Raw genomic sequence first — 21,605 nt, 5'->3', positions numbered from 1 at the left:
TGGCTCAGATCACCTCGGCGGAACTCTGATTCAGGCGGAGAAATGATAAGTATACAGATTGGTTTCCCGCTCTTCTCCATCCAGTATCAATATTTGCTCAAGAGTAAAACCTAACTTGTACAATAGCTGATTGGAAGGCTGATTATCCGGTGAGGTAATGGCAGCCAGCTTTTTAAAGGCGAATTGCTGCTGCGCGTACTGCATTACCGCCTGAGCCGCCTCATACGCATATCCCTGGCCACAGAATTGCGGTAAAAATGCGTACCCCATATCAACATCCTGCAGCGTGGCGCGCTTGATCAGTCCACAGATGCCGACCGGCGTTTCCGTATCCTTTAACGTCACGACATAAAAGCTAAAACCATGCTGGCGCTGGCTTTCCAGTGGTCGTTCGCGTATCCACGCCCTGGCCTTGTCGAGATCATCAATCCCTTTATCCCCGATATACCTGATCCAGCTGGGATCATTCATCAGTTCAAATACAAATTCAGCATCATCAACGTTGAATATTCGCAACACTAAACGGTGCGTGTACAGAATGGTCATAGGTAGATTATCGGAAAATTCAGAGTAGATTCACATTGTTTGACATTGTGGTAGAAAAGGAAAGTGGAAATTGTTTGTACGCTGCCAAAATTCCAGCGTAATATGAATTTCTGGAATTCAGTTTTTTTGTTTCAGTTTCGGTATCTCTGAATTACTCAAGAAGAACGGGAGAGAACATGATGAAGTCGCTCAAAGGCAGGTTGATTTTTGTGATTGCGTTGCTGGTCACCATTTGTACGGTTTTTCTGACTATCGGCAGTTATCTGCGGATGAAATCGCAAATTGAGCATGATCTGAGTAATGAAATCCGCAGTGTTGCAGCCAGCTACAATGCTGTCCTGAGTAACTGGATACAAGTGAATACCTCAATGGTTGCCAGTTTGGCAGAGGCTGTGGGGAATGGAAATGATCTGACTTCCAGTCTGATAATGATCAGCAAAGGGGGAAACTTCCTGAGTGTCTATCTGGGGCAACCTGACAAGACATTTACTAATTTCCCAGCCAATCCACCGCCTGCCGGTTACGACCCAACCGTGCGTCCCTGGTACAAAGCAGCCATGGAGGCTAAAAAGCCGATCGTCACTTCTGCGTATATGGGCGTGAATCCGCCCGGACTCATGATTTCGTTTGCGGCCCCGGTCAAAGGAGGGGAAGGTGGTGTTGTTGCGGCGGATGTTTTCCTGACCAAAATTGTGGAGCAGATTCTGACGATCAAGCTGGCTGGCGATGGCTATGCATTTTTGCTGGATAAATCGGGACAGGTGCTGGCGCATGCTGATCAGAATAAAGTGTTGAAGCCGGCAAAGGAAATTGCTGCCGAGCTGGCGCTGGAAAATTTGACCAAGATGGATAAAAACACTGAGCCGACCCAGGTCAATATCGATGGCAAGGCGAGCTTCCTGTTCCTGCAGCAAATTACCGGTTCGGATATGTATCTGGCGCTGGTCGTGGATAAAAACAAAGCGCTGGCCGCACTGGATCAACTGCTGATGATTTCTGCTGCGGTTATGCTGATTCTGCTGGCGGTCATTGTTCCTATTTCTACCTGGCTGGTTGGGCACATGCTTTCCGGCTTGCAGCGCGTGCGTGATGCGATGTCGGAGATTGCTGCCGGCGGCGGGGATTTGAGCAGAAAAATCGAAGTAGAAGGCGAGGACGAGGTGGCACAGACGGCCGATGCATTTAACCGCTTTCTGGAGCAGTTGCGCGTCATGGTGACTGATGTGCGGAAGGCGACAGATTCCATTACTGTCGGGGCGACCGAAATTGCCACCGGCAATATGGATTTATCTGGACGAACCGAGCAACAGGCTTCTTCGCTGGAGGAAACTGCTGCCAGCATGGAGGAACTGACTGAGGCCGTCAGGAATAATGCTGACAATGCCCGGGAAGCCAATAAAATGGCAGTTAACGCTTCGGATGTGGCAACTCAGGGTGGAGATGTTGTCAGTAAGGTGGTCACGACAATGCAGGGCATATCCGACAGTTCCCGCAAAATTGTCGACATCATCAGCGTGATAGAAGGAATCGCTTTTCAGACCAATATTCTGGCCTTGAATGCGGCGGTTGAGGCAGCCAGAGCCGGGGAGCAGGGCAGAGGTTTCGCGGTGGTTGCCAGTGAAGTCCGTACGCTGGCCCAGCGCAGCGCAGCGGCAGCGCAGGAAATTAAAACGCTGATTGAGGACTCTGTCAGTAAAGTGAACGAGGGCTCAGAGCTGGTCGATAAAGCCGGTGCAGCCATGACCCGGATCGTGGCTGCCGTCGATCAGGTGGCTGCCATCATCAATGAAATTACTTCGGCATCAGCAGAGCAGAGCGATGGCATTCAGCAGGTCAATGTCGCATTAGCACATATGGATGAAGCGACACAGCAAAATGCAGCATTGGTGGAGCAGGCTGCTGCAGCTGCCGGGTCACTCGAAGAACAGGCGAACCTGTTAAAAACCGCCATGTCTGCATTCCGTACTGAGCACCAGCAGCCTGCAGTACGGATGGCTGCGGTCAAAAAGTCAGCCACCCCACAGGCGGCGCCAAGTCTGGAGTACGAGAATTAAATCAGTATCAGGGTGTCAGGGTAGCGACCACCGGTGCATGATCGGATGGTTGCTCCCATTTGCGTGGTACCCGGTCAATCATGCAGGCGGTGCAGCGTTGCGCCAGTGGCGTTGAGAGCAGAATGTGATCAATGCGCAGACCTTTGTTTAACCGGAAGCCCAGCGCTCTGTAATCCCACCAGCTGAAAGATTTTTCGGCCTGTTCAAATTGGCGAAAACTGTCTGATAAGCCCAGATTCAGCAAAGACTGCAGGGCACCGCGCTCTTCCGGAGACACCAGATTCTGACCTTCCCATGCTGTAGGATCATGAACGTCGCGGTCTTCAGGCGCGATATTGTAATCTCCCAGCAATGCCAGTTCCGGATAGCGATGCAGCTCTGAGCGTACCCAGTTTTCCAGCGATGCCAGCCATTTCAGTTTGTATTGAAATTTCTCGGAGTCTGGCGATTGTCCATTCGGGACATAAGCGCAGATGATACGCATGCCGTTAACTGTTGCTGCGATAATGCGCTGCTGTTCGTCTTCAAACTGCGGATTATTTTTCTGGATATCTGACATCGGATGGCGTGACAGAATCGCTACACCATTATATGTTTTCTGACCGGTAAATACGACGTGATAACCGGCAGCTTCAATCTCAGCCTGAGGAAATTTATCATCAGTCAGCTTCGTTTCCTGGATGCATAAAACATCGACCGGATTGGTTTCCAGCCATTGCAGCACTTGTGGCAGCCGGACTTTCAGGGAATTAACGTTCCAAGTACTTAATTTCATGGCAGGCAAGCATCGAGTTGAAAAAATAAGCCGTACTCTTTAGCACCAGAGCACGGCACGTTGTATCAAGACACCGGCATGCCGGTGAAGAGTCCTGACAGAGGTTAACCGGCTCGGTTGATCAGGAAGGTTGTCAGTAAAGGTACTGGCCGGCCCGTAGAACCTTTGGCTGGGCCAGATTTCCAGGCAGTACCGGCAATGTCCAGATGCGCCCAGGTATATTTCTTCGTGAAGCGCTCCAGGAAACATGCCGCAGTAATACTGCCGCCAGCCGGACCGCCGATATTTGCCATATCTGCAAAATTGGATTTCAGCTGCTCATTGTAAGCTTCTTCAATCGGCATACGCCATGCAGTGTCTCCGGTTTGTTTGCCGGCAGCCAGTAATTCTGCAGCCAGTTTGTCATGCGCGTCGTCATGACGTGTGAACAAACCTGAATTGTGATGACCCAGCGAAGTGACGCATGCACCGGTCAGCGTTGCGACATCCACCACGGCGGCAGGATTAAAGCGTTCAGCATAAGTCAGTGCATCGCACAGGATCAGACGGCCTTCCGCGTCGGTATTGAGGATTTCGATGGTCTGGCCAGACATCGATGTAACGATATCGCCAGGACGAGTTGCTGTGCCGGAAGGCATATTTTCGCAGGTAGGAATAATCGCGTAAACATTCAGCTTCAATTTCATCTCGCCAATGGCACGCATGGTACCGAGCACCGAGGCTGCACCACCCATATCGTATTTCATCTCATCCATGCCCACGCCGGGCTTCAGAGAGATGCCGCCTGAATCAAAGGTGATGCCTTTGCCGACCAGCACTACCGGGGCGTCCTTGGCCTTGCCGCCATTGTGTTTCAACACGATAAATTTAGGTGGCTCCGCAGTACCGTTGGTGACGGACAGAAAACTGCCCATTTTGAGCGCCTGTATTTGTTTTCGGTCGAGGATTTCTGCACCCATTTTATAGTTGTCAGCAATCGTCTTTGCAGTAGTTGCCAGATAGGTCGGCGTGCAGATATTCGGTGGCAGATTTCCGAGTTCTTTTGTGAGGTCCATCCCGTTGGCCAGCGCTACGCTTTGTGTCAAAGCTGTTTTAGCAAGCGCGCTGTCATCGGTAGTGACGGCAATAGCCACTTTCTTAACGCCGGTCGGCGATGTTTCCTTTTTGCTTTTCAGGCCGTCTGCACGGAAAATACTTTCGCGGAAAGCGATGACGGTTGTTCTGATCGACCAGGATACATCGCGGTCTTTGACTGCAGGCAGTGCAATCAGCGCATCACCTGCACCCAATATCGCCAGGTTGCGGGCGGCCGCCTGTATTGCGGACTGATAATTTTTTTCTGAGACGGAATTGGTTTCTTCACCGAGGCCAACCAAAAGAATACGTTCTGCAGCAATGTCTGTTATGCCGCGCAGTAATAGTGATGAGCCCGGTTTACCGGAGATATCACCGGATTTCAACGCGGCGGCAACTACCCCTTGTTTGTCCAGACCTGCGGCAATGGTGGAAAGTTTGTTTTTTTCAAACACGCCGACAACGATACATGCTGTCTTCAGAGCCTTGTGGGCTGTTGATGTACTTTTGGCGTCGATTATTTTTATGCTAAAGTCCACGTATTACTCCTCTTGGTAAGTCTCGTAAAACGGACATTATAATCCTTCTCATGATTTTTCAACGCGCGCTACGACGTGAATTGCTCAGTGCAGCAGGCGCAGTCTTTACGACATTATTCACCATCACGATCTCAGTGATGTTGATCAAAATACTTGGCCAGGCAGCCGATGGTAAGGTTGCTTCATCGGATCTGATGGCATTAATTGGCTTTACCTCTCTGATTAATATGCCGATTTTGCTGATCCTGACCGGATTCATTTCCGTGCTGCTGGTGGTGACCCGCTCTTATCAGGACTCAGAAATGGTCGTCTGGTTTGCATCCGGCCTCAGCCTGACTGAGTGGATCGGGCCAGTGTTAAGGTTTGGTGCACCCTGGATCATTCTGACTGGTCTTCTGAGTCTGGTTGTGACGCCATGGGCCAATCAGCAAAGCGTTGAATTCCGCGAGCGTTACGAAAAACGCTCGGATATTGCCAAAGTCTCGCCCGGCAAATTTCAGGAATCCTCTTCGTCCGACCGTGTGTTTTTCGTCGAGGAGGTGGCCGGTGATCTCAGTAAAGTGCAGAACATTTTCATCAATACAATCCGTGATGGCAAATCCAGCGTGGTGGTGGCCAAAGAAGGCAGGATAGAAATCGACAAACTGGGCGACAAATTTCTGGTCATGAGTCAGGGGCGTCGTTATGACGGATTGCCGACAGCGCCCGATTTTCAGATGATGCAATTTGAGAAATACGGTGTGCTGGTATCGAGTCAGAACGGTCCGCTTGATGGCGATCACTCTGCCAAATCCATGCCGCTGATGTTGCTGCTGGATAATCCGGATAATGGCAAACTGGCAGAGCTGTTGTGGCGCATTTCCCTGCCATTCATGAGTGTGTCTTTGATGTTGCTGGCCATTCCTATGGGATATGTCAATCCACGGGTGGGACGTTCTGCCAATCTGATCGTGGCTTTATTATCGGTAGTGATTTATCTCAATGGCATTAATATTTCTCAGGCACTGGTGGCGCAGGGGCGGAGTCAGTTTGCCATGGCATGGTGGCCCGTGCATGCGCTGGTGGTGTTTCTGATCGGCCTGTTATTTATGTGGCGGCTTGAGGTGAATCACCGCTGGCATCCGCTGGTTCTCTGGTCCAGGCTGAAAGCCGGTCTCCGGAAAAAGGAAGTAGTGGCATGAGAATTTTGCAAAAATATTTTGCGGTCGAGATTTTGCGGGCCGTCTTGTTTGTGATGGTGGCTTTGCTGGCGCTGTTTTCTTTTTTTGATCTGATGGGAGAATTGCAGACGGTAAATAAAGGTGGCTATCGCCTGCAGCATGCCATGTTGTATGTATTTCTGGGAATGCCTGGTTATATTTATGAATTCATGCCAATCGCCGTTCTGATCGGTACCATTTACGTGCTGGCACAGTTCGCTTCCAACTCAGAATTTACCATTATGCGCGCAGCCAGTATGTCGACGGGCATGGCAGGTACCATGCTGTTGAAAATTGGTTTGCTATTTGTATTACTCACTTTTTTATTTGGTGAAGTGATCGCACCGAATACCAGTAAACTGGCTGAACGGATGAAACTGACTGCATTGGGCGCCTCTGAGACCCAGGAATTCAGGACTGGTTTGTGGACCAAAGACCTGATTCGTGAACACGGTCTGAGCGGCGATATCACCGGATCACGCTTTCTGAACGTGAAGGAAATTCTGCCTAACCGGCAACTGAAAGATGTACGGATGTATGAGTTCGATAAAAATTTTCATCTGGCGCGCGAAGTCACCGCGAAAAATGCGGAATACATAGGGAAAAATATCTGGCATCTTTCTGACGTGTCAGAAACCTCGTTTCCCAAGACACTATCCAGCGAAGACATTGCAAATGTGAAAAGTCAGAAAGTCCCGGGTCTGGATGTGATCTCTGAAGTCACACCGGATATTTTGTCGGTACTTTTTGCCGACCCCGATCGCATGTCTGCTGTTGATCTGGCGACATATACGCAACATCTGAACGATAATAAACAGGATAGTGAACGTTACGAAATCGCTTTCTGGAAAAAGATGACTTATCCTTTCGTGACGTTGGTCATGATGGCTTTGGCATTACCTTTTGGATATCTGCATGTCAGAAGCGGTGGTATCAGCCTGAAAATTTTCAGCGGTATTATGATCGGAATGTTTTTTTACCTGATTAATCGTTTATTTTCCCACCTCGGGCTACTCAATACCTGGCCGCCGATGGTGACTGCACTGGTGCCGAGTATTTTATTTTTAGGAATCGCGCTGGCAGGTATCCGTTACTTTGAAAGGCATTGATGAGGCAATCTGCACTGATTCTGTTTGCGCATGGCGCCAGAGATCCCCGCTGGGCGCATCCATTTGAGCGTTTGCGGGAAATGACGCAGCACAATGCGGGGGGGGCGATTGTACGGCTGGCGTTTCTTGAATTCATGACACCGTCTTTGCCTGAGCTGGTGGCGCAACTGGTTGCCGATGGCGTCAGCACAATCAGCATCGTTCCGGTTTTTCTAGGACAGGGAGGGCATGTATTGCGTGACTTACCCCTGATGCTGGAGCGGCTTCGCACAGATTTTCCTGCCATACAGATACAGCAGGTGCAGGCAGTCGGGGAAGATGAAAGCGTACTCAACGCCATCAGCAATTATTGCCTGCAACAGCTACAAAATCGTTGATCTTTTTTTGGTCTCTTTCTGAGTTTTTACTGAACTGTCCTGGCGGATCATGAAAACAGTGAGAACCTTTTTTTCTGTGCTTCTTTTTGGATTGCTGAATTTTCAGCCGGCTTCCGGCACGGAACGGATTCTGGCTGTCGGTGCAGAGTTTGCCAACATCTTTGAGCAAACCAGGGAAGGAGAATATACCGGGTTTGCGATGAAGATTCTGAGATTGCTGGCTAAGCGGAATGGTGATCAGGTCAGTTTCGGAATTTATCCCTGGAGCCGGGTGCAGTGGATGGTCGAATACGGGCAGGCGCAAATTCTGATCGTGCCATATAAAAATCCGGAGCGCGAAGAGCGCTTCATTTTTGCGAGACGACCGTTTTACCGTGATTTTATGGTGTTCTATGCCAGACAAAATGACAGCAGATACTGGACCGGAAGTTATGCTGATTTGCATGACACAAAAATTGGCGTGATTCACGGATGGGCATACGGGGCGCAATTTGAGACGTCTAAAAATGCCTTGAAACCTGAGATGGTGAATTCCCTGCTGAATGGCCTCAATATGCTGGAAGCAAAGCATATAGATTTGCTGGCGACTAATCTGAGGAATACGGATACCATCATACGCAAGAGCAACGGGCGTTATCCAGTTTGCTGCCGCTGGAGCCAGTGATTGATATGCAGGACGGTTATCTTGCATACTGCCGGCAGCACTGCAAAAAACTGCAACTGCGTTACGACGAACTGTTCGAGCAGTTACTTGCTGAAGAAGATTTTCAACGTCTGGCATACAAATATGGCATCCGTGTTCCACATGACCGGTAAGTAGTATTTTTCGCCTTCAAGAGTTGAGATTTAGCCCTCCGAATTTGAAAATCCGGCTCTGGCGCGCATGGCTTCTCCCATCATCACCAGCACCGGTCCCTCGCTGACGGGCAGACCCTGAGCCAGTGCAGATAATGTGAGTGAGCGTGATTGCTGATTTGCACGGCTGCAGTTTTCAACTACCATCACAGGCAGGTCAGAAGAGAAACCGGCATTCAACATCCTTTGTGCCGTCAGCATCGCCTCACGGCCTCCCATGTACTGTACCAGCGTGTCGCAGTCAGGAATGCGGGTATCGGCATTTTCTCCCGGTGCAGTGCTGGATGTGAATAAGGCGACACTGCGGGCGATACCGCGCTTTGTCAGCGGCTGGCGCACGCTGGAAGCCGCTGCCAGTGCTGTCGTGATACCAGGTACGATATCGTAATCAATACCTGCACGTTCCAGTGCAGACATTTCCTCATCGGCGCGGCCAAATAACATTGGATCACCGCCCTTAAGCCTCACAACCAGTCGATACTGATGCGCGCATTCAATCATTTTCTGATTGATGTCTTCCTGCGCCGCGGAACGTTGTCCGCTGCGTTTCCCTACTGGAATTCTGACTGCCTGACTGCACAGTTCCAGCATTTCCGGCGTCACCAGTGCGTCGTACAGCACAGCATCTGCTTCCGCGAGTAAACGGGCACCGCGTACGGTAATCAGATCGGCGGCTCCGGGTCCGGCACCGACTAAATACACTTTTCCGGAAGGCGCCTTGATATCACTCATCTCGATTCAGTTTAGTTCGTCTCAATCCGGATCATACCTGCTGCAACTGTCTGATGGGTAACCTCATCAATCAGGATAAATGCGCCAGTGGAACGTAACTGGTCATACGCATCAGCAGCCAGCGGTTGCTGGACATTGATGGAGACCGTGGCAATATCATTGAGCTTCAGCGTATCGGCAGGTCGTCGTTCCTGGGTGTTGATGTCGAGCAGGGATTCGACGGCGGTGACCCTTGCGGAGACTTGTCGCGTAGTATGTTTCAACCAGTATTTACGACGGCCGTCGAGCGCATCTTCTGATAGCCAGCATAAATCGGCTTTGACGGTTTTCAGCAGGCTGGCAGGCCGTTCGGCACTGACCAACATATCGCCACGGGAAATGTCCAGATACTCGTTCAGCAAGATGGTGACGGACTGGCCAACGAATGCGCTGTCTAACGAACGGTCAAGCGTGAGAATGTCTTTGACGGTCGCGGTCTGCCCGCCCGGCTGGACCAGCAGCTGATCACCCTTGCTGACTTTGCCGGCTTCGATACGCCCCATATAACCGCGGAAATCATTGGCTTCATGACCATTGTGGCGTGCAACCAGCTGTACCGGAAAGCGGAAAGGTTCATCATGACAGGCGTCGTAGACACTGAGAGATTCGAGCAGGTCGATCAGTGTTGGTCCCTTGTACCACGGCATGTTATCTGTTGCGCTGACGACGTTGTCGCCTGCCAGTGCGGACAGCGGTACGGCATGAATATCTTTCAGACCCAGCCGGGCTGCAAAGTTCCGGTATTCCGCAACGATCCGGTCATAAACAGTCTGATCATAGTCGACCAGATCCATTTTGTTGACAGCGATTACCACATGTTCAATTTGCAGCAGATGCGCAATCGTGGAATGACGTTTGGTTTGCACTAACAGATCAACGCTGCCGTTGTCATTCAGTTTGACCTTGGAGACATCAATCAGAATAATGACGGCATCCGCAGTGGATGCGCCTGTGACCATATTGCGGGTATATTGCTCATGTCCCGGCGTGTCGGCAATGATGAATTTCCGTTTAGGAGTAGCAAAATAGCGATAGGCCACGTCGATCGTGATGCCCTGTTCGCGTTCTGCTTCCAGCCCGTCTGTCAGCAGCGACAGATCAATCGTATCGCCGACCGTACGCTTATGCTTGGCGCGTGAGATGGCATCGAGCTGATCTGCAAAAATACCCTTGCTGTCAAACAGCAGGCGACCGATCAGTGTGCTTTTGCCGTCATCCACGGAACCGGCAGTGATAAAGCGCAATAAGCCGCGTTCCTGGCTGAGCCCGGTATGGGTTTGTGCTACGGCTGTCATCAGAAATATCCTTCTTTTTTACGTTTTTCCATCGATGCTTCAGAGGTCTGATCATCCATGCGGGTTGCGCCGCGTTCTGTAATCTGCGTGATTGCGGTTTCCTCGATAATCGCTTCTACCGTTGCCGCATCAGAGGACACCGGGCAGGTACAGGAAATATCGCCAACAGTCCGGAAACGCACGATCTGCGTTTCTACGATTTCCCCTTCACGTGGCGGGGTCAGATCGGTCAGCGGCACCAGCAAGCCATTGCGTGGAATGACCTGGCGCTGATGAGCAAAGTAAATCGATGGCAGTTCGAGTTTTTCACGGGCGATGTATTGCCAGACATCCAGCTCGGTCCAGTTGGAAATCGGGAATACCCGCATGTTCTCACCCGGATGAACACGGGTATTGTAGAGGTCCCATAATTCCGGACGCTGCGCTTTGGGGTTCCATTGACCGAACTCATCACGGAAAGAAAATATTCTCTCCTTGGCACGCGCTTTTTCTTCATCCCGTCGGGCACCGCCGATACAGGCATCAAACTGATGTTCGGCAATTGTCTCCAGCAGGGTGACTGCCTGTGCCGCATTACGGGAATCCGTTGCCGGGTTACGCAAGCGCACCGTACCGCGTTTGATCGAATCTTCGACCGAGCCAATGATCAGGCGTTCACCCAGCTCGGCCACCCGCTTGTCGCGGAAAGCGATCACTTCGGAAAAATTGTGACCAGTATCGATGTGTACCAGAGGAAACGGGAATTTACCCGGACGGAATGCTTTTTCTGCCAGACGCAACAGGACGATAGAGTCTTTACCACCGGAAAAAAGCAGTGCCGGATTGCTGCATTCGGCCGCCACTTCGCGCATGATGTGAATTGCTTCCGATTCCAGCCAGTCCAGATGGCGATTGCTTGCCGCATCAATCGCGGGATGTTCCACAACTGTGTTCATAAATTTACTCAGTCTGTTTGTTTAATGCGTACCAGTTTGCCGTCAACAACGTGCAAACCACATTCTTTCGATTCAGGATTTTCCCACCACCAGCGGCCAGCACGGATGTCTTCACCTGGCTGGATGGCACGGGTGCATGGTTCGCAACCGATGGACGGATAACCTTTGTCGTGCAGGGGATTGTAGGGCACATTGTTACTGCGGAGATAGTGCCAGACATCTTCTTCAGACCAGTCAGCCAGCGGATTAAATTTTTGCATACCATGCGCAGCGTCATCTTCCTGCACGGCCAGTTCGGTTCTGGTGGCGGATTGCGCCCGGCGCTGACCGGTAATCCAGGCTTTTTTTCCGGTTAGCGCCCGCTTCAGCGGCTCTACTTTCCGGATGCGGCAACATTCTTTGCGCAGTTCTACGCTGTCGTAAAAAGCATTCAGTCCGTGCTGCTGCACATAGGTATCGACTGCTGCCGGATCTGGCTTGTACAACAGGATTTCTGTGCCGTAGGTGGTACGGATTTTATCCAGCATTCCCAGTGTTTCTGCATGCAGGCGGCCGGTTTCGAGTGAAAAAATACCGATATTTAACTGGCTTTTCAGAATCAGGTCAGTCAGCACCATGTCTTCTGCCGCCAGACTGGATGCAAATACTGCCGGCGCATATTCAGTAGCGATTTTTGCCAGCGTTGACCGGGTTGCCGCCAGACGGCTCTCGAAATCACTCATACCGTTGCTCCTGCACGTTCTGCACGGCGGAACAGGGGATTTTTTTCATCCCAGGAAGTCTGGTATTTTTCAGAAAAAACGCTCAATCCTTTCAGCGCATCTTCGATGCTTTTATCTTCACGGGTTGCAAAGGAATTAAAGCCGACACGCTGCATGTAAAACAGCTGATCGCGCAATACGTCACCAATGGCACGCAGCTCACCGCTGAAACCGAAGCGGTTGCGCAGATTGTAGGCGATCGAATAGCCGCGGCCATCGGTAAATTTGGGGAAGTCGACGGCCAGCAAAGCAAAATGCTGGATATCTTCTTTCAACTCTTTTGCCTGCTCGTCGCTGGCAAACCAGACGGCAAGATTGGTTCTGCTTTTTAAGTTTTCCCGTTGTGTCAGCCACACCTTCAGTGGAACAATTACTTTGCCAGCCGGCACCGCGACGGTAGCCGGATTGTCTTCAGCTGACGGACGCAGTACGCTCCAGTCGTCCTGCACGATCACTTTATTTTTAATAATTTGCCGCATGATGTTTTCTCTGTCATTAGCTTAATATGCGACGGCAGAACCGGCGTCTTCGCCATGATGTTCCGTCGTTTTGATTGGCGTGGCGTAGACGTACTCTTTAAATGGGGTAATGCCAATCCGTTGCGCGGTATCGATGAACCGCTCATCGTCGTGGCGGTCACGCACATACACCTGGATGATGCGCTCGATCACTTCCGGCATCTGACCGGCAGAAAAAGAGGGTCCGATGATTTTGCCTATTGCTGCATTGTTACCCTGAGCGCCGCCAATTGAAACCTGATACCACTCGCTGCCGTCTTTGTCTACACCGAGTACGCCGATATTGCCGACATGGTGATGACCGCAGGCGTTGATGCAACCCGACATATTGAGCTCAATGTCACCGATATCGTACAGATAGTCCAGATCGCTGAAGCGGTCTGTGATGTCCAGCGCAATCGGAATTGATTTTGCATTTGCCAGTGCGCAGAAATCACCACCGGGGCAGCAGATCATGTCGGTCAGCAAACCAATGTTTGGTGTCGCCAGTCCATGTGATTTGGCTTCCTGCCAGAGCGTGAACAAATCGGTAATCCGCACATCGGCCAGCACCAGGTTCTGCTCATGCGTGACGCGCAGTTCGCCAAAACTGTATTTGTCCGCCAGAGCAGCGATGAAATCCATCTGTTCTGCATTGGCATCACCCGGCGGCACACCCGGTTTTTTCAATGACAGAACAACGGAAGCATAGCCACTGACCTTGTGTGGCTTGACGTTACGTCTGACCCAGTTTCCGAATGCTTTGTTATCGGCCAGGTGTTGTTCATGCGTCGCATCCGTGGCGGGCAGGGTGGCATAGTCAGGCGTGCTGAAGAAGCTGGCAACGCGTTTCAGTTCGGCTTCGGTGAGCGTGGCAGGACCGTCTTTAATATCTTGCCATTCTTCTTCGACCTGCCGTGCAAATTCTTCAGCGCCGATTGCTTTGACCAGAATTTTGATACGGGCTTTATAGATGTTGTCGCGGCGGCCATACTGATTGTAAATACGCAGAATGGCTTCCAGATACGTCATCACATGCTGCCACGGCAGGAATTCCCGGATGACGCTGCCCAGGATCGGTGTGCGACCCATACCGCCGCCGACCATGACCTTAAAGCCGACTTCGCCTTGTTCGTTGTGGACGACAGTCAGGCCGATATCGTGGACAGCGATGGCTGCGCGGTCTTCTTTGGCGCCATTGATGGCAATTTTAAATTTGCGCGGCAGATAGGCAAATTCCGGATGAAACGTCGTCCACTGGCGCAGGATTTCTGCATAAGGGCGCGGATCAATGATCTCGTCGGCGGCGACCCCGGCAAATTCGTCGGAGGTGATGTTACGCATGCAGTTACCGGAGGTCTGCACTGCGTGCATTTCGACGGTAGCCAGCTCGGCCAGAATATCTGGTGTATCTTCCAGATTGATCCAGTTATATTGAATGTTCTGACGGGTGGTGAAATGACCGTAACCCCGGTCGTAGCGCCGGGCGATCTGGGCAAATTTGCGGATCTGGGCGGAAGACAGCATGCCATAAGGAACTGCCACCCGCAGCATGTAAGCATGACGCTGCATGTACAGGCCATTTTGCAAACGCAGGATGCGGAATTCATCTTCGCTTAATTCACCTGACAGACGGCGCTGCACCTGATCGCGGAATTGAGCGATCCGCTCCTGAATAATCTGGTGATCATGCTGGTCGTAACGATACATCTTTTATACCCTCAATAAGCGCTTTTCAGGGCGCTGAACAGACTGATAAGTCGATTAAAAATTAAAGAATCAATTTGGTTGCGACCAGTGTCAGTGTGGTCGCTAAAATTCCGCGTAAAAATTTTTCCGGAACCGCGCGGGCTGCCATGGAGCCCAGCGTGATTCCCGGCATGGAACCCAGCAATAACGCCCCCAGCAGTGCCCAGTCGATAGAACCCAGCCACCAGTGACCGAATGCGGCAATTGCGGTCAGCGGTACTGCATAGGCAATATCGGTTCCGGCGATGTGCGCAGCAGACATGCGGGGATACAGCATCACCAGCAAAGTGGCGCCGATTGCTCCGGCACCGATCGACGAAATGGTGACTAAGGTACCTAATAACAGTCCGGCAGCAATCGTCGCGATGTCCAGCTTGTGGCCATGCAGCTGTTTTTCCGGATGCCGGTTCAGCCAGTCCAGCATTTTACTTTTGAATAGCAGCGCAATCACCGTCAGCATGACAGAAATCGCGATTGAGTAACGGATGATCTGACCGATTTCTCTATTGAGACTGCCGATATATTTTAGCCCCAGTGTCGCTACCAGTGCCGCAGGCAAAGCACCGTAACACAACAAGCGGACGACGCGCCATTCGACGGTGCCGCGCAGCCGGTGCGTGAAGGTACCGGTTGCCTTGGTGATGGAAGCGAATGCAAGATCCGTCCCCACTGCAACCGAAGGAGAAACCCCGAACAGCAGTGTCAGTAAAGGTGTCATCAGCGAGCCACCACCAACACCAGTCAGTCCGACCAGTGTGCCTACGGCAAAGCCTGAAAATATATAAGTTAGGGTCATATTAATTCACTTTAAGTAAATGAAATCGTAATGACATCGGCCTATATTCCAAACTACTTAGTATTTATTTGCTTATATGTGTATTTGGTATATGTAAAATTGATCTTCGAAGATGAAACCCGAAGGCAGTTAAGATGTCAGACTGTTTGACAGAGCTTGTTTAATTTGCATTTCTGTATTTTTGCTAATTTATTATTTTATTGTTTCGGTTTGATTCGGTACACGATATTTATCTGTATATGCTGGCATCACTGATCCGTATCATTATTGGTTCTTTGCTGAGTTGCCTGATGACGGTGAGCGCACTGGCGGAGCCCGCCGCATGGTATCGCTGGAAGAGCCAGACTTCTGATGCCGAGGTCTGCTCCCAGACATCCCCTGGCGATGCCTGGGACAAAGTCGCGGGGCCGTTCAGCGATGCGCATTGTCAGAAAAGGAAGAAAACAATCTCTCAGGACTTATGCAAAGTTGTACCGGCAAGGCTAAAAATTTTTTCTGCTTTGGGAAACATCGCTGGTAAGCGATCTCCGTTTCGTCAGCAGGCAACATGTTGCCTGAAACCCCGGCTACACCATGGCGACGAAGACAGTACGAATAGTACGGTGAGGAGCCATAACGCCGCTGGGGCGGCTTTGCGTAAGTCCTCATGTTTTTAAAAATATGGACAAATGATAAGTCATCACATACGGTCATGTGTTTCTGTTATCGGGAGTATCCGCTGATGGGCAGAACCGCTTATCACCTGTTCTGTGATTACTTTACATCTGATCTGGAGTCTGAATATGCTGCCGTCTCGCACCGTTTCTGTTGTACCACATTCTTTGTTCCGGTTATTCGCGCACTGTTGCCGTGGTGCGTTGTATGCCGGAATCATGCTTTCCCCGCTGGCAATGGCCAGAGAGCTGCCGGTCAAGTCGAAGCTGATGATGGCTGATATTCTGAAGGCTTCTGCTGCAGCCGATTGGCGCAGTCTGAATCCGGATAACACGCTGTATCTGGAATTACCCAAAGGTCGTGTCGTGATTGAACTGGCGCCGGATTTTGCGCCAGGGAATGTCGCCAATATCAAAGCGCTGGTCAGGGAAAACTATTTCGACGGCCTGGCAATCGTCCGCTCCCAGGAAAATTATGTGGTGCAATGGGCTGATCCGGATGAAAAGCGGGAAATCAAGACCGCCAAAAAACTGATCGACGGTGAATTCACCGTACCTTATTCCAGCCGTTTGCCATTCACGCGTTTGCCAGATATGGATGGTTATGCGCCTGAAGTCGGACATGCCAATGGATTTCCGGCTGGTCGTGATCCGAAAAAAGGTACTGCCTGGCTGGCACACTGTTATGCCGCAGTCGGTGTGGCGCGCGGTACGGAATCTAACAGCGGTAATGGGAGCTCTCTGTACGTGGTGACCGGGCATGCGCCGCGCCAGCTGGACCGGAATATCACTCTGGTTGGCCGTGTGGTGGATGGCATGACGTTACTGACTACCTTGCCACGTGGTACCGGAGCGCTGGGTTTTTACGAAAAAGCCGAAGAGCGTACGCCGATCCGCACGATGCGGCTGGCGGCTGATGTACCGGAAAATGAGCGCAGCAAACTGGAAGTGTTCAGAACCGATACGGCGGCATTCAGAGCACTGGTGGCTGCGCAGCGTAACCGTGGCGGTGACTGGTATAAAGTGCCGGCAGGTTATATCGACCTGTGTAATGTTCCGGTGCCGGTACGTCCTCAGAAGTGAAGCGGCAATCCGCCGGCAGTACGTCTGCATCTGCGGGATGCCCCCCGTGAATGCGACGTTTGCCAGGCGCGCGTGTCAGGAGAATGGCAGCGGCTGATGAAAAAAGGGAGCGCAGATCCGCTCCCTTTTTGCCTGCCGGCGTTGAGTTTGTACTGATGCGCTTGATTGCCGTGTCGGCCGGGATGCTGACGAACATGTTCTGAGCACAGCCCGGTTCAGATCGCCTGAAACCTAGCGAATATAATAACCGGCTACATGCCAGGTGCCGTCTTTTTCTTTCATCGGCGTGATAGTTTCAATCGCCGCGGCCTTATTGGTGTAACGGGTTTCATACTGAATAACCACATACTCGCCGTCCGGTGCGCCTGGCAGGCTGGATCTGGCTTCGGCAGATTTGAGCTGGCGCGACATCACGGTGCCCAAACTGGTTCGGATGTTGTTCATGGCTTCCTGCCATTGATGTTGCGGGACCGACTGTTGCAGCAAGGTGGCAGACTGTTTCCAGCTTTCGGTAAACTGATCTTTATCCAGCAGCGCCAGCCACTGGCTGGCTATCGCTTGTGCCTGCGGGATCTGGCCGGCTGTGCCGGTTTCCCCGGCGTTTGCCAGCAAATGGGTGAACATACCTGCGATCAGGGTAAAAATAGCCAGCAGTTTCATATGATTCTCCATTGAGTAGGAAATGTTATTTTAACATTTGTTAAAATATTGTCTATTTTTTTAAGAAGGCGATGTATACCGGCAGGGCAGGTGCCTGCTGGCTGTGCCTGTCTTGCTGGCGGTGGAGTGCGCCGGTAACCGGATGGCCGGTACCGGCGGGATTTATTGCGCTGGGTTGGGATGGGTGGCATGAATCAGTTCGATTTCCCGCAAGATGTCCTCGTTTAATGTGACCTCCCAGGCATCGATATTTTCCTGCAACTGTGTCAAATTGGTGGCGCCGATGATGGTACTGGCGACAAACCAGCGCGAATAGCACCACGCCAGCGCCATCTGGGCCGGTGTCAGTCCGTGTCGTCGCGCCAGTGCGGCGTAGCGGCGGCTGATGTCGAGTACGGCAGGGCGGGTGTAGCGCGGACTCCAGCTTGGCGGGAAAATCGTCAGCCGACCATGTGCAGCAGGGTCATCGGCGTATTTGCCGCTCAGCTGACCAAATGCCAGCGGGCTGTATGCGAGCAGACTGACCTGTTCCCGGTAGCAGGTTTCATCGAGCCCTTGTTCAAATGCGCGGTTCATCAGATGATAGGCATTCTGGATCGATGCGATGCGTGGCGCCTGCAGACGGGATGCCTGATGCACAAATTCGCTGATTCCCCACGCGCTCTCGTTCGAGACGCCGAAAGCGCGGATTTTTCCTTCTTTCACCAGCGCCTGCAGCACTTCCAGTGTTTCGGCAATTGCCGTATGCGGACGCTCCAGCGCAGGGTCGAAACGGGTTTGTCCAAAGACCGGCACGTTCCGGCTTGGCCAGTGCAGCTGATACAGATCGATGTAATCCGTTTGCAGTCGTTGCAGGCTGGCGTCGAGCGCTGCACGGATATTTTTTTCATTCAGATCGTTGTCGCCGCCGCGAATCCAGTGCATGCCACGCGATGGCCCGGCCACTTTGCTGGCCAGTATCACGTTCTGACGCTGTCCTGAATGACGTAGCCAACTGCCGATATACGCTTCCGTTCGTCCCTGTGTTTCCGCACGCGGCATGACGGGATACATTTCTGCGGTATCGATAAAGTTGATGCCACGGCTGAACGCGTAGTCGAGTTGCTGATGCGCTTCGGTCTCGGAATTCTGCTCGCCAAAGGTCATGGTGCCGAGGCAGATTTTCGATACCTGTAATCCGCTGTTGCCGAGTGTGGTGGTAGCGATTTTCATCAGGCTGGCTCCTAGTAAGGCCGGACATTATGCAGTGCGTTGCCGCATTCCCTGACCAGGCCGGGACCTTGATAAATCAGGCCGGAATATAGTTGTACCAATGAGGCGCCTGCCTGTACCTTGGTGACGGCATCTGCTCCGGAGAAGATGCCGCCAACACCGATAATCGGCAACACATCACCGACTTCCGCCTTCAGCGCGCGAATGACCCGGTTCGATAATTCAAATACCGGTTTGCCGGAAAGACCACCGGCTTCTTCCGCATGGGGCAGCCCCTGCACTGCATCGCGGGTGATGGTGGTGTTGGTGGCGATCACGCCATCTATTTTGTGGCGCAGCAGTGCATCGGCAATCGTTTTGATTTGTTCGGCATCGATGTCGGGCGCAATTTTGAGTGCCACCGGAACATAGCGGCGGTGCTGGTCTGCCAGCCTTTGCTGCGCATTTTTCAATTGCGCCAGCAGGGCATCCAGTTCGCTGGCGCCTTGCAGCTGGCGCAGGTTCTTTGTATTAGGAGAGGAAATATTGACCGTGACATAGCTGGCATACGGATACACTTTTTCTAGGCAATGCAGGTAATCATCTGCTGCCCGCTCGATCGGCGTATCAGCATTTTTACCGATGTTCAGCCCCAGTACCCCTTGTTTGTCCTGATAAAAGCGGGAGGATTGCACATTGTGCACAAACGCATCCACTCCGCCATTATTGAAGCCCATCCGGTTGATGATGGCATCTGCTTTGGGCAATCGGAACATGCGTGGCTGGGGATTGCCGGGTTGGGCGCGCGGTGTGACGGTGCCGATTTCAATCGAGCCGAAACCGAGCGTCGCCAGACCGTCGATATATGCCCCGTCTTTATCCAGTCCTGCGGCCAGTCCGACCGGGTTGGGAAAGGTGATGCCCATGACTGTCCGCACATCATCCGCAGGTTTGCTGCACAGGCCGCCCAGTCCCATTCTGGCAATGCGCTGTAAAGCTGGCAGGGCGAAGTGGTGCGCTTTTTCCGGCTCCATCGAAAACAGCAGCGGCCGAGCCAGTGAATAAAGTAATTTATCAGTCATGGTAAATGTAGAAATAGGGGGTATAGAAGAAAAAACATTGATCGTCTAGGTAAATCAAGCGGCTTTTTATATACTGGATGGGAGTATATTCAATGCTTCATCAGGAAGTCAGTGCCTGCCATTGACCATGCATGAGTGCATCCAGAGGTTTAAAGTTGGTTTTATAGGCCATTTTAGGGCTTGCGGCAATCCAGTAGCCCAGATACAGGTAAGGCAGATTCAGTGCGGCGGTCTGCTGAATCTGCCACAGCACATTGTAAGTACCGTAAGACGCCGCAGCGTCATCCGGATCGAAATAGGTGTAAACCGATGACAGACCATCGGTCAGGATGTCAATGATGCTGACCATTCTCAGCACCAGATGCGCATCACGGAATTCTACCAGCCGGGTGTTGACCCGGCTCTGCAGCAGGAATTGGGCATACTGCTCCCGGCTGTCGTTATCCATGCCGCCACCGGCATGCCGGTGCGCCTGATAGCGTTGATACAGCTCATAGTGCTCATGGGAATAGGCCAGCGGAATCACGCGTGCCGTCAGGTCGTCATGCTTTCTGAAGGCGCGGCGCTGACTGCGGTTCGGCAGAAATTCAGCAACCCGCACACGTACCGGCGTGCAGGCGCGACAGCTGTCGCAGCACGGCCGGTAAATGAAAATGCCGCTACGCCGGAACCCACTTTTGACCAGTTCGGAATACGTATCTGCATTAATCAGATGCGCTGGCGTGGCAACCTGGGAGCGCGCCTGCAGACCATCCAGATAACTGCATGGATATGGCGCTGTCGCGTAAAACTGCACGCTGGCAAAAGGGAGGTCGTTAAGCTGCGTCACGAGTGAACAAGGCAATCAGAAGTCAGGGTTAGTCAGCGGATGCCAGCCGGTGATGACCGGCATCTGTGTGGCAAGCTGCAAGTGGCGTATAAATTCAGTGCGGGAAACCGGATGTGCCCCCAGTGACGCCAGATGCGAAGTCTCTTGCTGGCAGTCTATCATTTCCACCTGCTGTTCACGCAAGAAAAATACCAGATGCGCCAGGGCGACCTTGGAAGCGTTACTGACCCGGGTAAACATGGATTCACCATAAAACATGCGGCCAATTGCCACGCCGTACGCCCCGGCGACAAGCTCACCGTTGAACCAGACTTCGCTGGAGTGCGCGTGTCCCATGCGGTGCAATCCGCAGTATCCGGCAATGATTTCTTCCGAAATCCAGGTTCCGCCACCGTCCCTGCGCGGTTCGGCGCAGGCGCGCATCACTTGTTCGAATGCCGAATCAAACCGGATCTGCCAGTGTGAGTCATTGCTGATTTTACGCAAATGCTTGCGCAGACTGAGAGAGATTTTGAATTCCCGTGTATGAAGCACCATGCGCGGGTCGGTGGACCACCAGAGTATTGGCTGACCTTCTGAAAACCAGGGGAAAATTCCTTGCCGATAAGCCATCAACAGACGTTCAGGAGACAGATCTGCACCCGCCGCCAACAATCCCGCCGCACCTTGCGCCGCGTTTAATGCCTGCGACACATCGGGGAACGGGGTGTCGGCTTCCAGCCACGGAATCAAGATGCACTCCCGGTTTGCTCTAAAAAGGTGATCTTTTTTGGTG

At 52.0% G+C, this 21,605-nt stretch carries 21 protein-coding genes; 6 read left to right on the top strand and 15 right to left on the bottom strand.

Annotated elements, in window-relative coordinates; all coding sequences use genetic code 11:
• Positions 1-30: 30 nt before the first annotated feature.
• A complete protein-coding gene (locus HV832_RS03835; RefSeq protein ID WP_176802243.1) occupies positions 31-546 on the bottom strand; it encodes a GNAT family N-acetyltransferase in 516 nt (171 codons plus the stop codon).
• 176 nt (positions 547-722) lie between these two features.
• Between HV832_RS03835 and HV832_RS17465 the strand changes: the two genes are divergently transcribed.
• Positions 723-2,600: a methyl-accepting chemotaxis protein gene (locus HV832_RS17465; protein WP_176802242.1), complete on the top strand. Its 1,878-nt coding sequence runs from the start codon at positions 723-725 to the stop codon at positions 2,598-2,600.
• Positions 2,601-2,607: 7 nt separating this feature from the next.
• Here HV832_RS17465 and xth read toward each other — a convergent pair whose 3' ends face one another.
• Positions 2,608-3,375, bottom strand: coding sequence for an exodeoxyribonuclease III (gene xth, locus HV832_RS03825; RefSeq protein ID WP_176802241.1), 768 nt, complete (start codon positions 3,373-3,375; stop codon positions 2,608-2,610).
• A gap of 104 nt (positions 3,376-3,479) precedes the next feature.
• Positions 3,480-4,988, bottom strand: a complete 1,509-nt coding sequence (locus HV832_RS03820) for a leucyl aminopeptidase (RefSeq protein ID WP_176802240.1) — start codon at positions 4,986-4,988, stop codon at positions 3,480-3,482.
• 50 nt (positions 4,989-5,038) lie between these two features.
• Between HV832_RS03820 and lptF the strand changes: the two genes are divergently transcribed.
• Genes lptF through HV832_RS03800 form a run of 4 tightly spaced genes read left to right on the top strand, consistent with a single transcriptional unit; the run spans position 5,039 to position 8,337 of the window.
• Positions 5,039-6,169, top strand: coding sequence for an LPS export ABC transporter permease LptF (gene lptF, locus HV832_RS03815; RefSeq protein WP_176802239.1), 1,131 nt, complete (start codon positions 5,039-5,041; stop codon positions 6,167-6,169).
• The gene (lptG, locus tag HV832_RS03810) at positions 6,166-7,296 is read left to right on the top strand and encodes an LPS export ABC transporter permease LptG (protein WP_176802238.1); all 1,131 of its coding nucleotides are present in this window, start codon (positions 6,166-6,168) and stop codon (positions 7,294-7,296) included. The genes lptF and lptG overlap by 4 nt, the downstream gene beginning before the upstream one ends.
• Positions 7,296-7,673, top strand: a complete 378-nt coding sequence (locus HV832_RS03805; RefSeq protein WP_176802237.1) for a sirohydrochlorin chelatase — start codon at positions 7,296-7,298, stop codon at positions 7,671-7,673. The genes lptG and HV832_RS03805 overlap by 1 nt, the downstream gene beginning before the upstream one ends.
• A 49-nt stretch (positions 7,674-7,722) precedes the next feature.
• The gene (locus HV832_RS03800; protein ID WP_176802236.1) at positions 7,723-8,337 is read left to right on the top strand and encodes a substrate-binding periplasmic protein; all 615 of its coding nucleotides are present in this window, start codon (positions 7,723-7,725) and stop codon (positions 8,335-8,337) included.
• A 182-nt stretch (positions 8,338-8,519) separates the two neighbouring features.
• Here HV832_RS03800 and cobA read toward each other — a convergent pair whose 3' ends face one another.
• The 7 genes from cobA to HV832_RS03765 form a co-directional block, all read right to left on the bottom strand.
• Entirely contained in the window at positions 8,520-9,260 is a 741-nt protein-coding gene (cobA, locus tag HV832_RS03795) for a uroporphyrinogen-III C-methyltransferase (RefSeq protein ID WP_176802235.1), read from the bottom strand.
• Positions 9,261-9,271: 11 nt separating this feature from the next.
• Entirely contained in the window at positions 9,272-10,594 is a 1,323-nt protein-coding gene (locus tag HV832_RS03790; protein WP_176802234.1) for a sulfate adenylyltransferase subunit 1, read from the bottom strand.
• On the bottom strand, positions 10,594-11,529 hold the full coding sequence (gene cysD, locus HV832_RS03785) for a sulfate adenylyltransferase subunit CysD (protein ID WP_176802233.1): 936 nt from the start codon (positions 11,527-11,529) through the stop codon (positions 10,594-10,596). Before cysD ends, HV832_RS03790 begins: the two co-directional genes overlap by 1 nt.
• An 8-nt stretch (positions 11,530-11,537) precedes the next feature.
• Complete coding sequence (locus HV832_RS03780) at positions 11,538-12,251, bottom strand: phosphoadenylyl-sulfate reductase (protein WP_176802232.1); 714 nt, start codon at positions 12,249-12,251, stop codon at positions 11,538-11,540.
• Positions 12,248-12,769 (bottom strand): DUF934 domain-containing protein, encoded by a 522-nt coding sequence (locus HV832_RS03775; protein ID WP_176802231.1) that lies wholly within the window; start codon positions 12,767-12,769, stop codon positions 12,248-12,250. Before HV832_RS03775 ends, HV832_RS03780 begins: the two co-directional genes overlap by 4 nt.
• 21 nt (positions 12,770-12,790) lie before the next feature.
• Positions 12,791-14,497 (bottom strand): nitrite/sulfite reductase, encoded by a 1,707-nt coding sequence (locus tag HV832_RS03770; RefSeq protein ID WP_176802230.1) that lies wholly within the window; start codon positions 14,495-14,497, stop codon positions 12,791-12,793.
• A gap of 61 nt (positions 14,498-14,558) precedes the next feature.
• On the bottom strand, positions 14,559-15,332 hold the full coding sequence (locus HV832_RS03765) for a sulfite exporter TauE/SafE family protein (protein ID WP_176802229.1): 774 nt from the start codon (positions 15,330-15,332) through the stop codon (positions 14,559-14,561).
• A gap of 782 nt (positions 15,333-16,114) precedes the next feature.
• On the opposite strand from HV832_RS03765, the gene HV832_RS03760 reads away from it, so the two are divergent.
• The gene (locus HV832_RS03760) at positions 16,115-17,068 is read left to right on the top strand and encodes a peptidylprolyl isomerase (protein WP_176802228.1); all 954 of its coding nucleotides are present in this window, start codon (positions 16,115-16,117) and stop codon (positions 17,066-17,068) included.
• A gap of 231 nt (positions 17,069-17,299) precedes the next feature.
• Here HV832_RS03760 and HV832_RS03755 read toward each other — a convergent pair whose 3' ends face one another.
• The 5 genes from HV832_RS03755 to aat all read right to left on the bottom strand — a co-directional run bounded on the left by HV832_RS03755 (position 17,300) and on the right by aat (position 21,562).
• Entirely contained in the window at positions 17,300-17,728 is a 429-nt protein-coding gene (locus HV832_RS03755; protein ID WP_176802227.1) for a DUF4019 domain-containing protein, read from the bottom strand.
• A gap of 162 nt (positions 17,729-17,890) precedes the next feature.
• Positions 17,891-18,934: an aldo/keto reductase gene (locus HV832_RS03750; RefSeq protein ID WP_176802510.1), complete on the bottom strand. Its 1,044-nt coding sequence runs from the start codon at positions 18,932-18,934 to the stop codon at positions 17,891-17,893.
• A 17-nt stretch (positions 18,935-18,951) separates the two neighbouring features.
• The gene (locus tag HV832_RS03745) at positions 18,952-20,001 is read right to left on the bottom strand and encodes a quinone-dependent dihydroorotate dehydrogenase (protein ID WP_176802226.1); all 1,050 of its coding nucleotides are present in this window, start codon (positions 19,999-20,001) and stop codon (positions 18,952-18,954) included.
• 100 nt (positions 20,002-20,101) lie between these two features.
• Positions 20,102-20,830, bottom strand: a complete 729-nt coding sequence (locus HV832_RS03740) for an arginyltransferase (protein ID WP_176802509.1) — start codon at positions 20,828-20,830, stop codon at positions 20,102-20,104.
• Between the two features lie 15 nt (positions 20,831-20,845).
• Entirely contained in the window at positions 20,846-21,562 is a 717-nt protein-coding gene (gene aat / locus HV832_RS03735; protein ID WP_176802225.1) for a leucyl/phenylalanyl-tRNA--protein transferase, read from the bottom strand.
• Between the last annotated feature and the right edge of the window lie 43 nt (positions 21,563-21,605).

Source organism: Cognatundibacterium oligocarboniphilum, assembly GCF_013377855.1.
Classification (GTDB): domain Bacteria; phylum Pseudomonadota; class Gammaproteobacteria; order Burkholderiales; family Burkholderiaceae_D; genus Undibacterium; species Undibacterium oligocarboniphilum.
Note: the sequence above shows the minus strand (reverse complement) of the source record. Positions and strands in the feature narration are given on the sequence as shown.

Bases quoted from the DNA above. Each gene is read 5' to 3' on its own strand.
- HV832_RS03765 (WP_176802229.1), bottom strand. From the start codon at position 15,332: ATGACCCTAACTTATATATTTTCAGGCTTTGCCGTAGGCACACTGGTC.
- HV832_RS03770 (WP_176802230.1), bottom strand. From the start codon at position 14,497: ATGTATCGTTACGACCAGCATGATCACCAGATTATTCAGGAGCGGATC.
- HV832_RS03805 (WP_176802237.1), top strand. From the start codon at position 7,296: ATGAGGCAATCTGCACTGATTCTGTTTGCGCATGGCGCCAGAGATCCC.
- HV832_RS03780 (WP_176802232.1), bottom strand. From the start codon at position 12,251: ATGAGTGATTTCGAGAGCCGTCTGGCGGCAACCCGGTCAACGCTGGCA.
- HV832_RS17465 (WP_176802242.1), top strand. From the start codon at position 723: ATGATGAAGTCGCTCAAAGGCAGGTTGATTTTTGTGATTGCGTTGCTG.
- cobA (WP_176802235.1), bottom strand. From the start codon at position 9,260: ATGAGTGATATCAAGGCGCCTTCCGGAAAAGTGTATTTAGTCGGTGCC.
- HV832_RS03760 (WP_176802228.1), top strand. From the start codon at position 16,115: ATGCTGCCGTCTCGCACCGTTTCTGTTGTACCACATTCTTTGTTCCGG.
- lptF (WP_176802239.1), top strand. From the start codon at position 5,039: ATGATTTTTCAACGCGCGCTACGACGTGAATTGCTCAGTGCAGCAGGC.
- HV832_RS03790 (WP_176802234.1), bottom strand. From the start codon at position 10,594: ATGACAGCCGTAGCACAAACCCATACCGGGCTCAGCCAGGAACGCGGC.
- HV832_RS03755 (WP_176802227.1), bottom strand. From the start codon at position 17,728: ATGAAACTGCTGGCTATTTTTACCCTGATCGCAGGTATGTTCACCCAT.
- HV832_RS03745 (WP_176802226.1), bottom strand. From the start codon at position 20,001: ATGACTGATAAATTACTTTATTCACTGGCTCGGCCGCTGCTGTTTTCG.
- HV832_RS03800 (WP_176802236.1), top strand. From the start codon at position 7,723: ATGAAAACAGTGAGAACCTTTTTTTCTGTGCTTCTTTTTGGATTGCTG.
- xth (WP_176802241.1), bottom strand. From the start codon at position 3,375: ATGAAATTAAGTACTTGGAACGTTAATTCCCTGAAAGTCCGGCTGCCA.
- lptG (WP_176802238.1), top strand. From the start codon at position 6,166: ATGAGAATTTTGCAAAAATATTTTGCGGTCGAGATTTTGCGGGCCGTC.
- HV832_RS03775 (WP_176802231.1), bottom strand. From the start codon at position 12,769: ATGCGGCAAATTATTAAAAATAAAGTGATCGTGCAGGACGACTGGAGC.
- HV832_RS03835 (WP_176802243.1), bottom strand. From the start codon at position 546: ATGACCATTCTGTACACGCACCGTTTAGTGTTGCGAATATTCAACGTT.
- cysD (WP_176802233.1), bottom strand. From the start codon at position 11,529: ATGAACACAGTTGTGGAACATCCCGCGATTGATGCGGCAAGCAATCGC.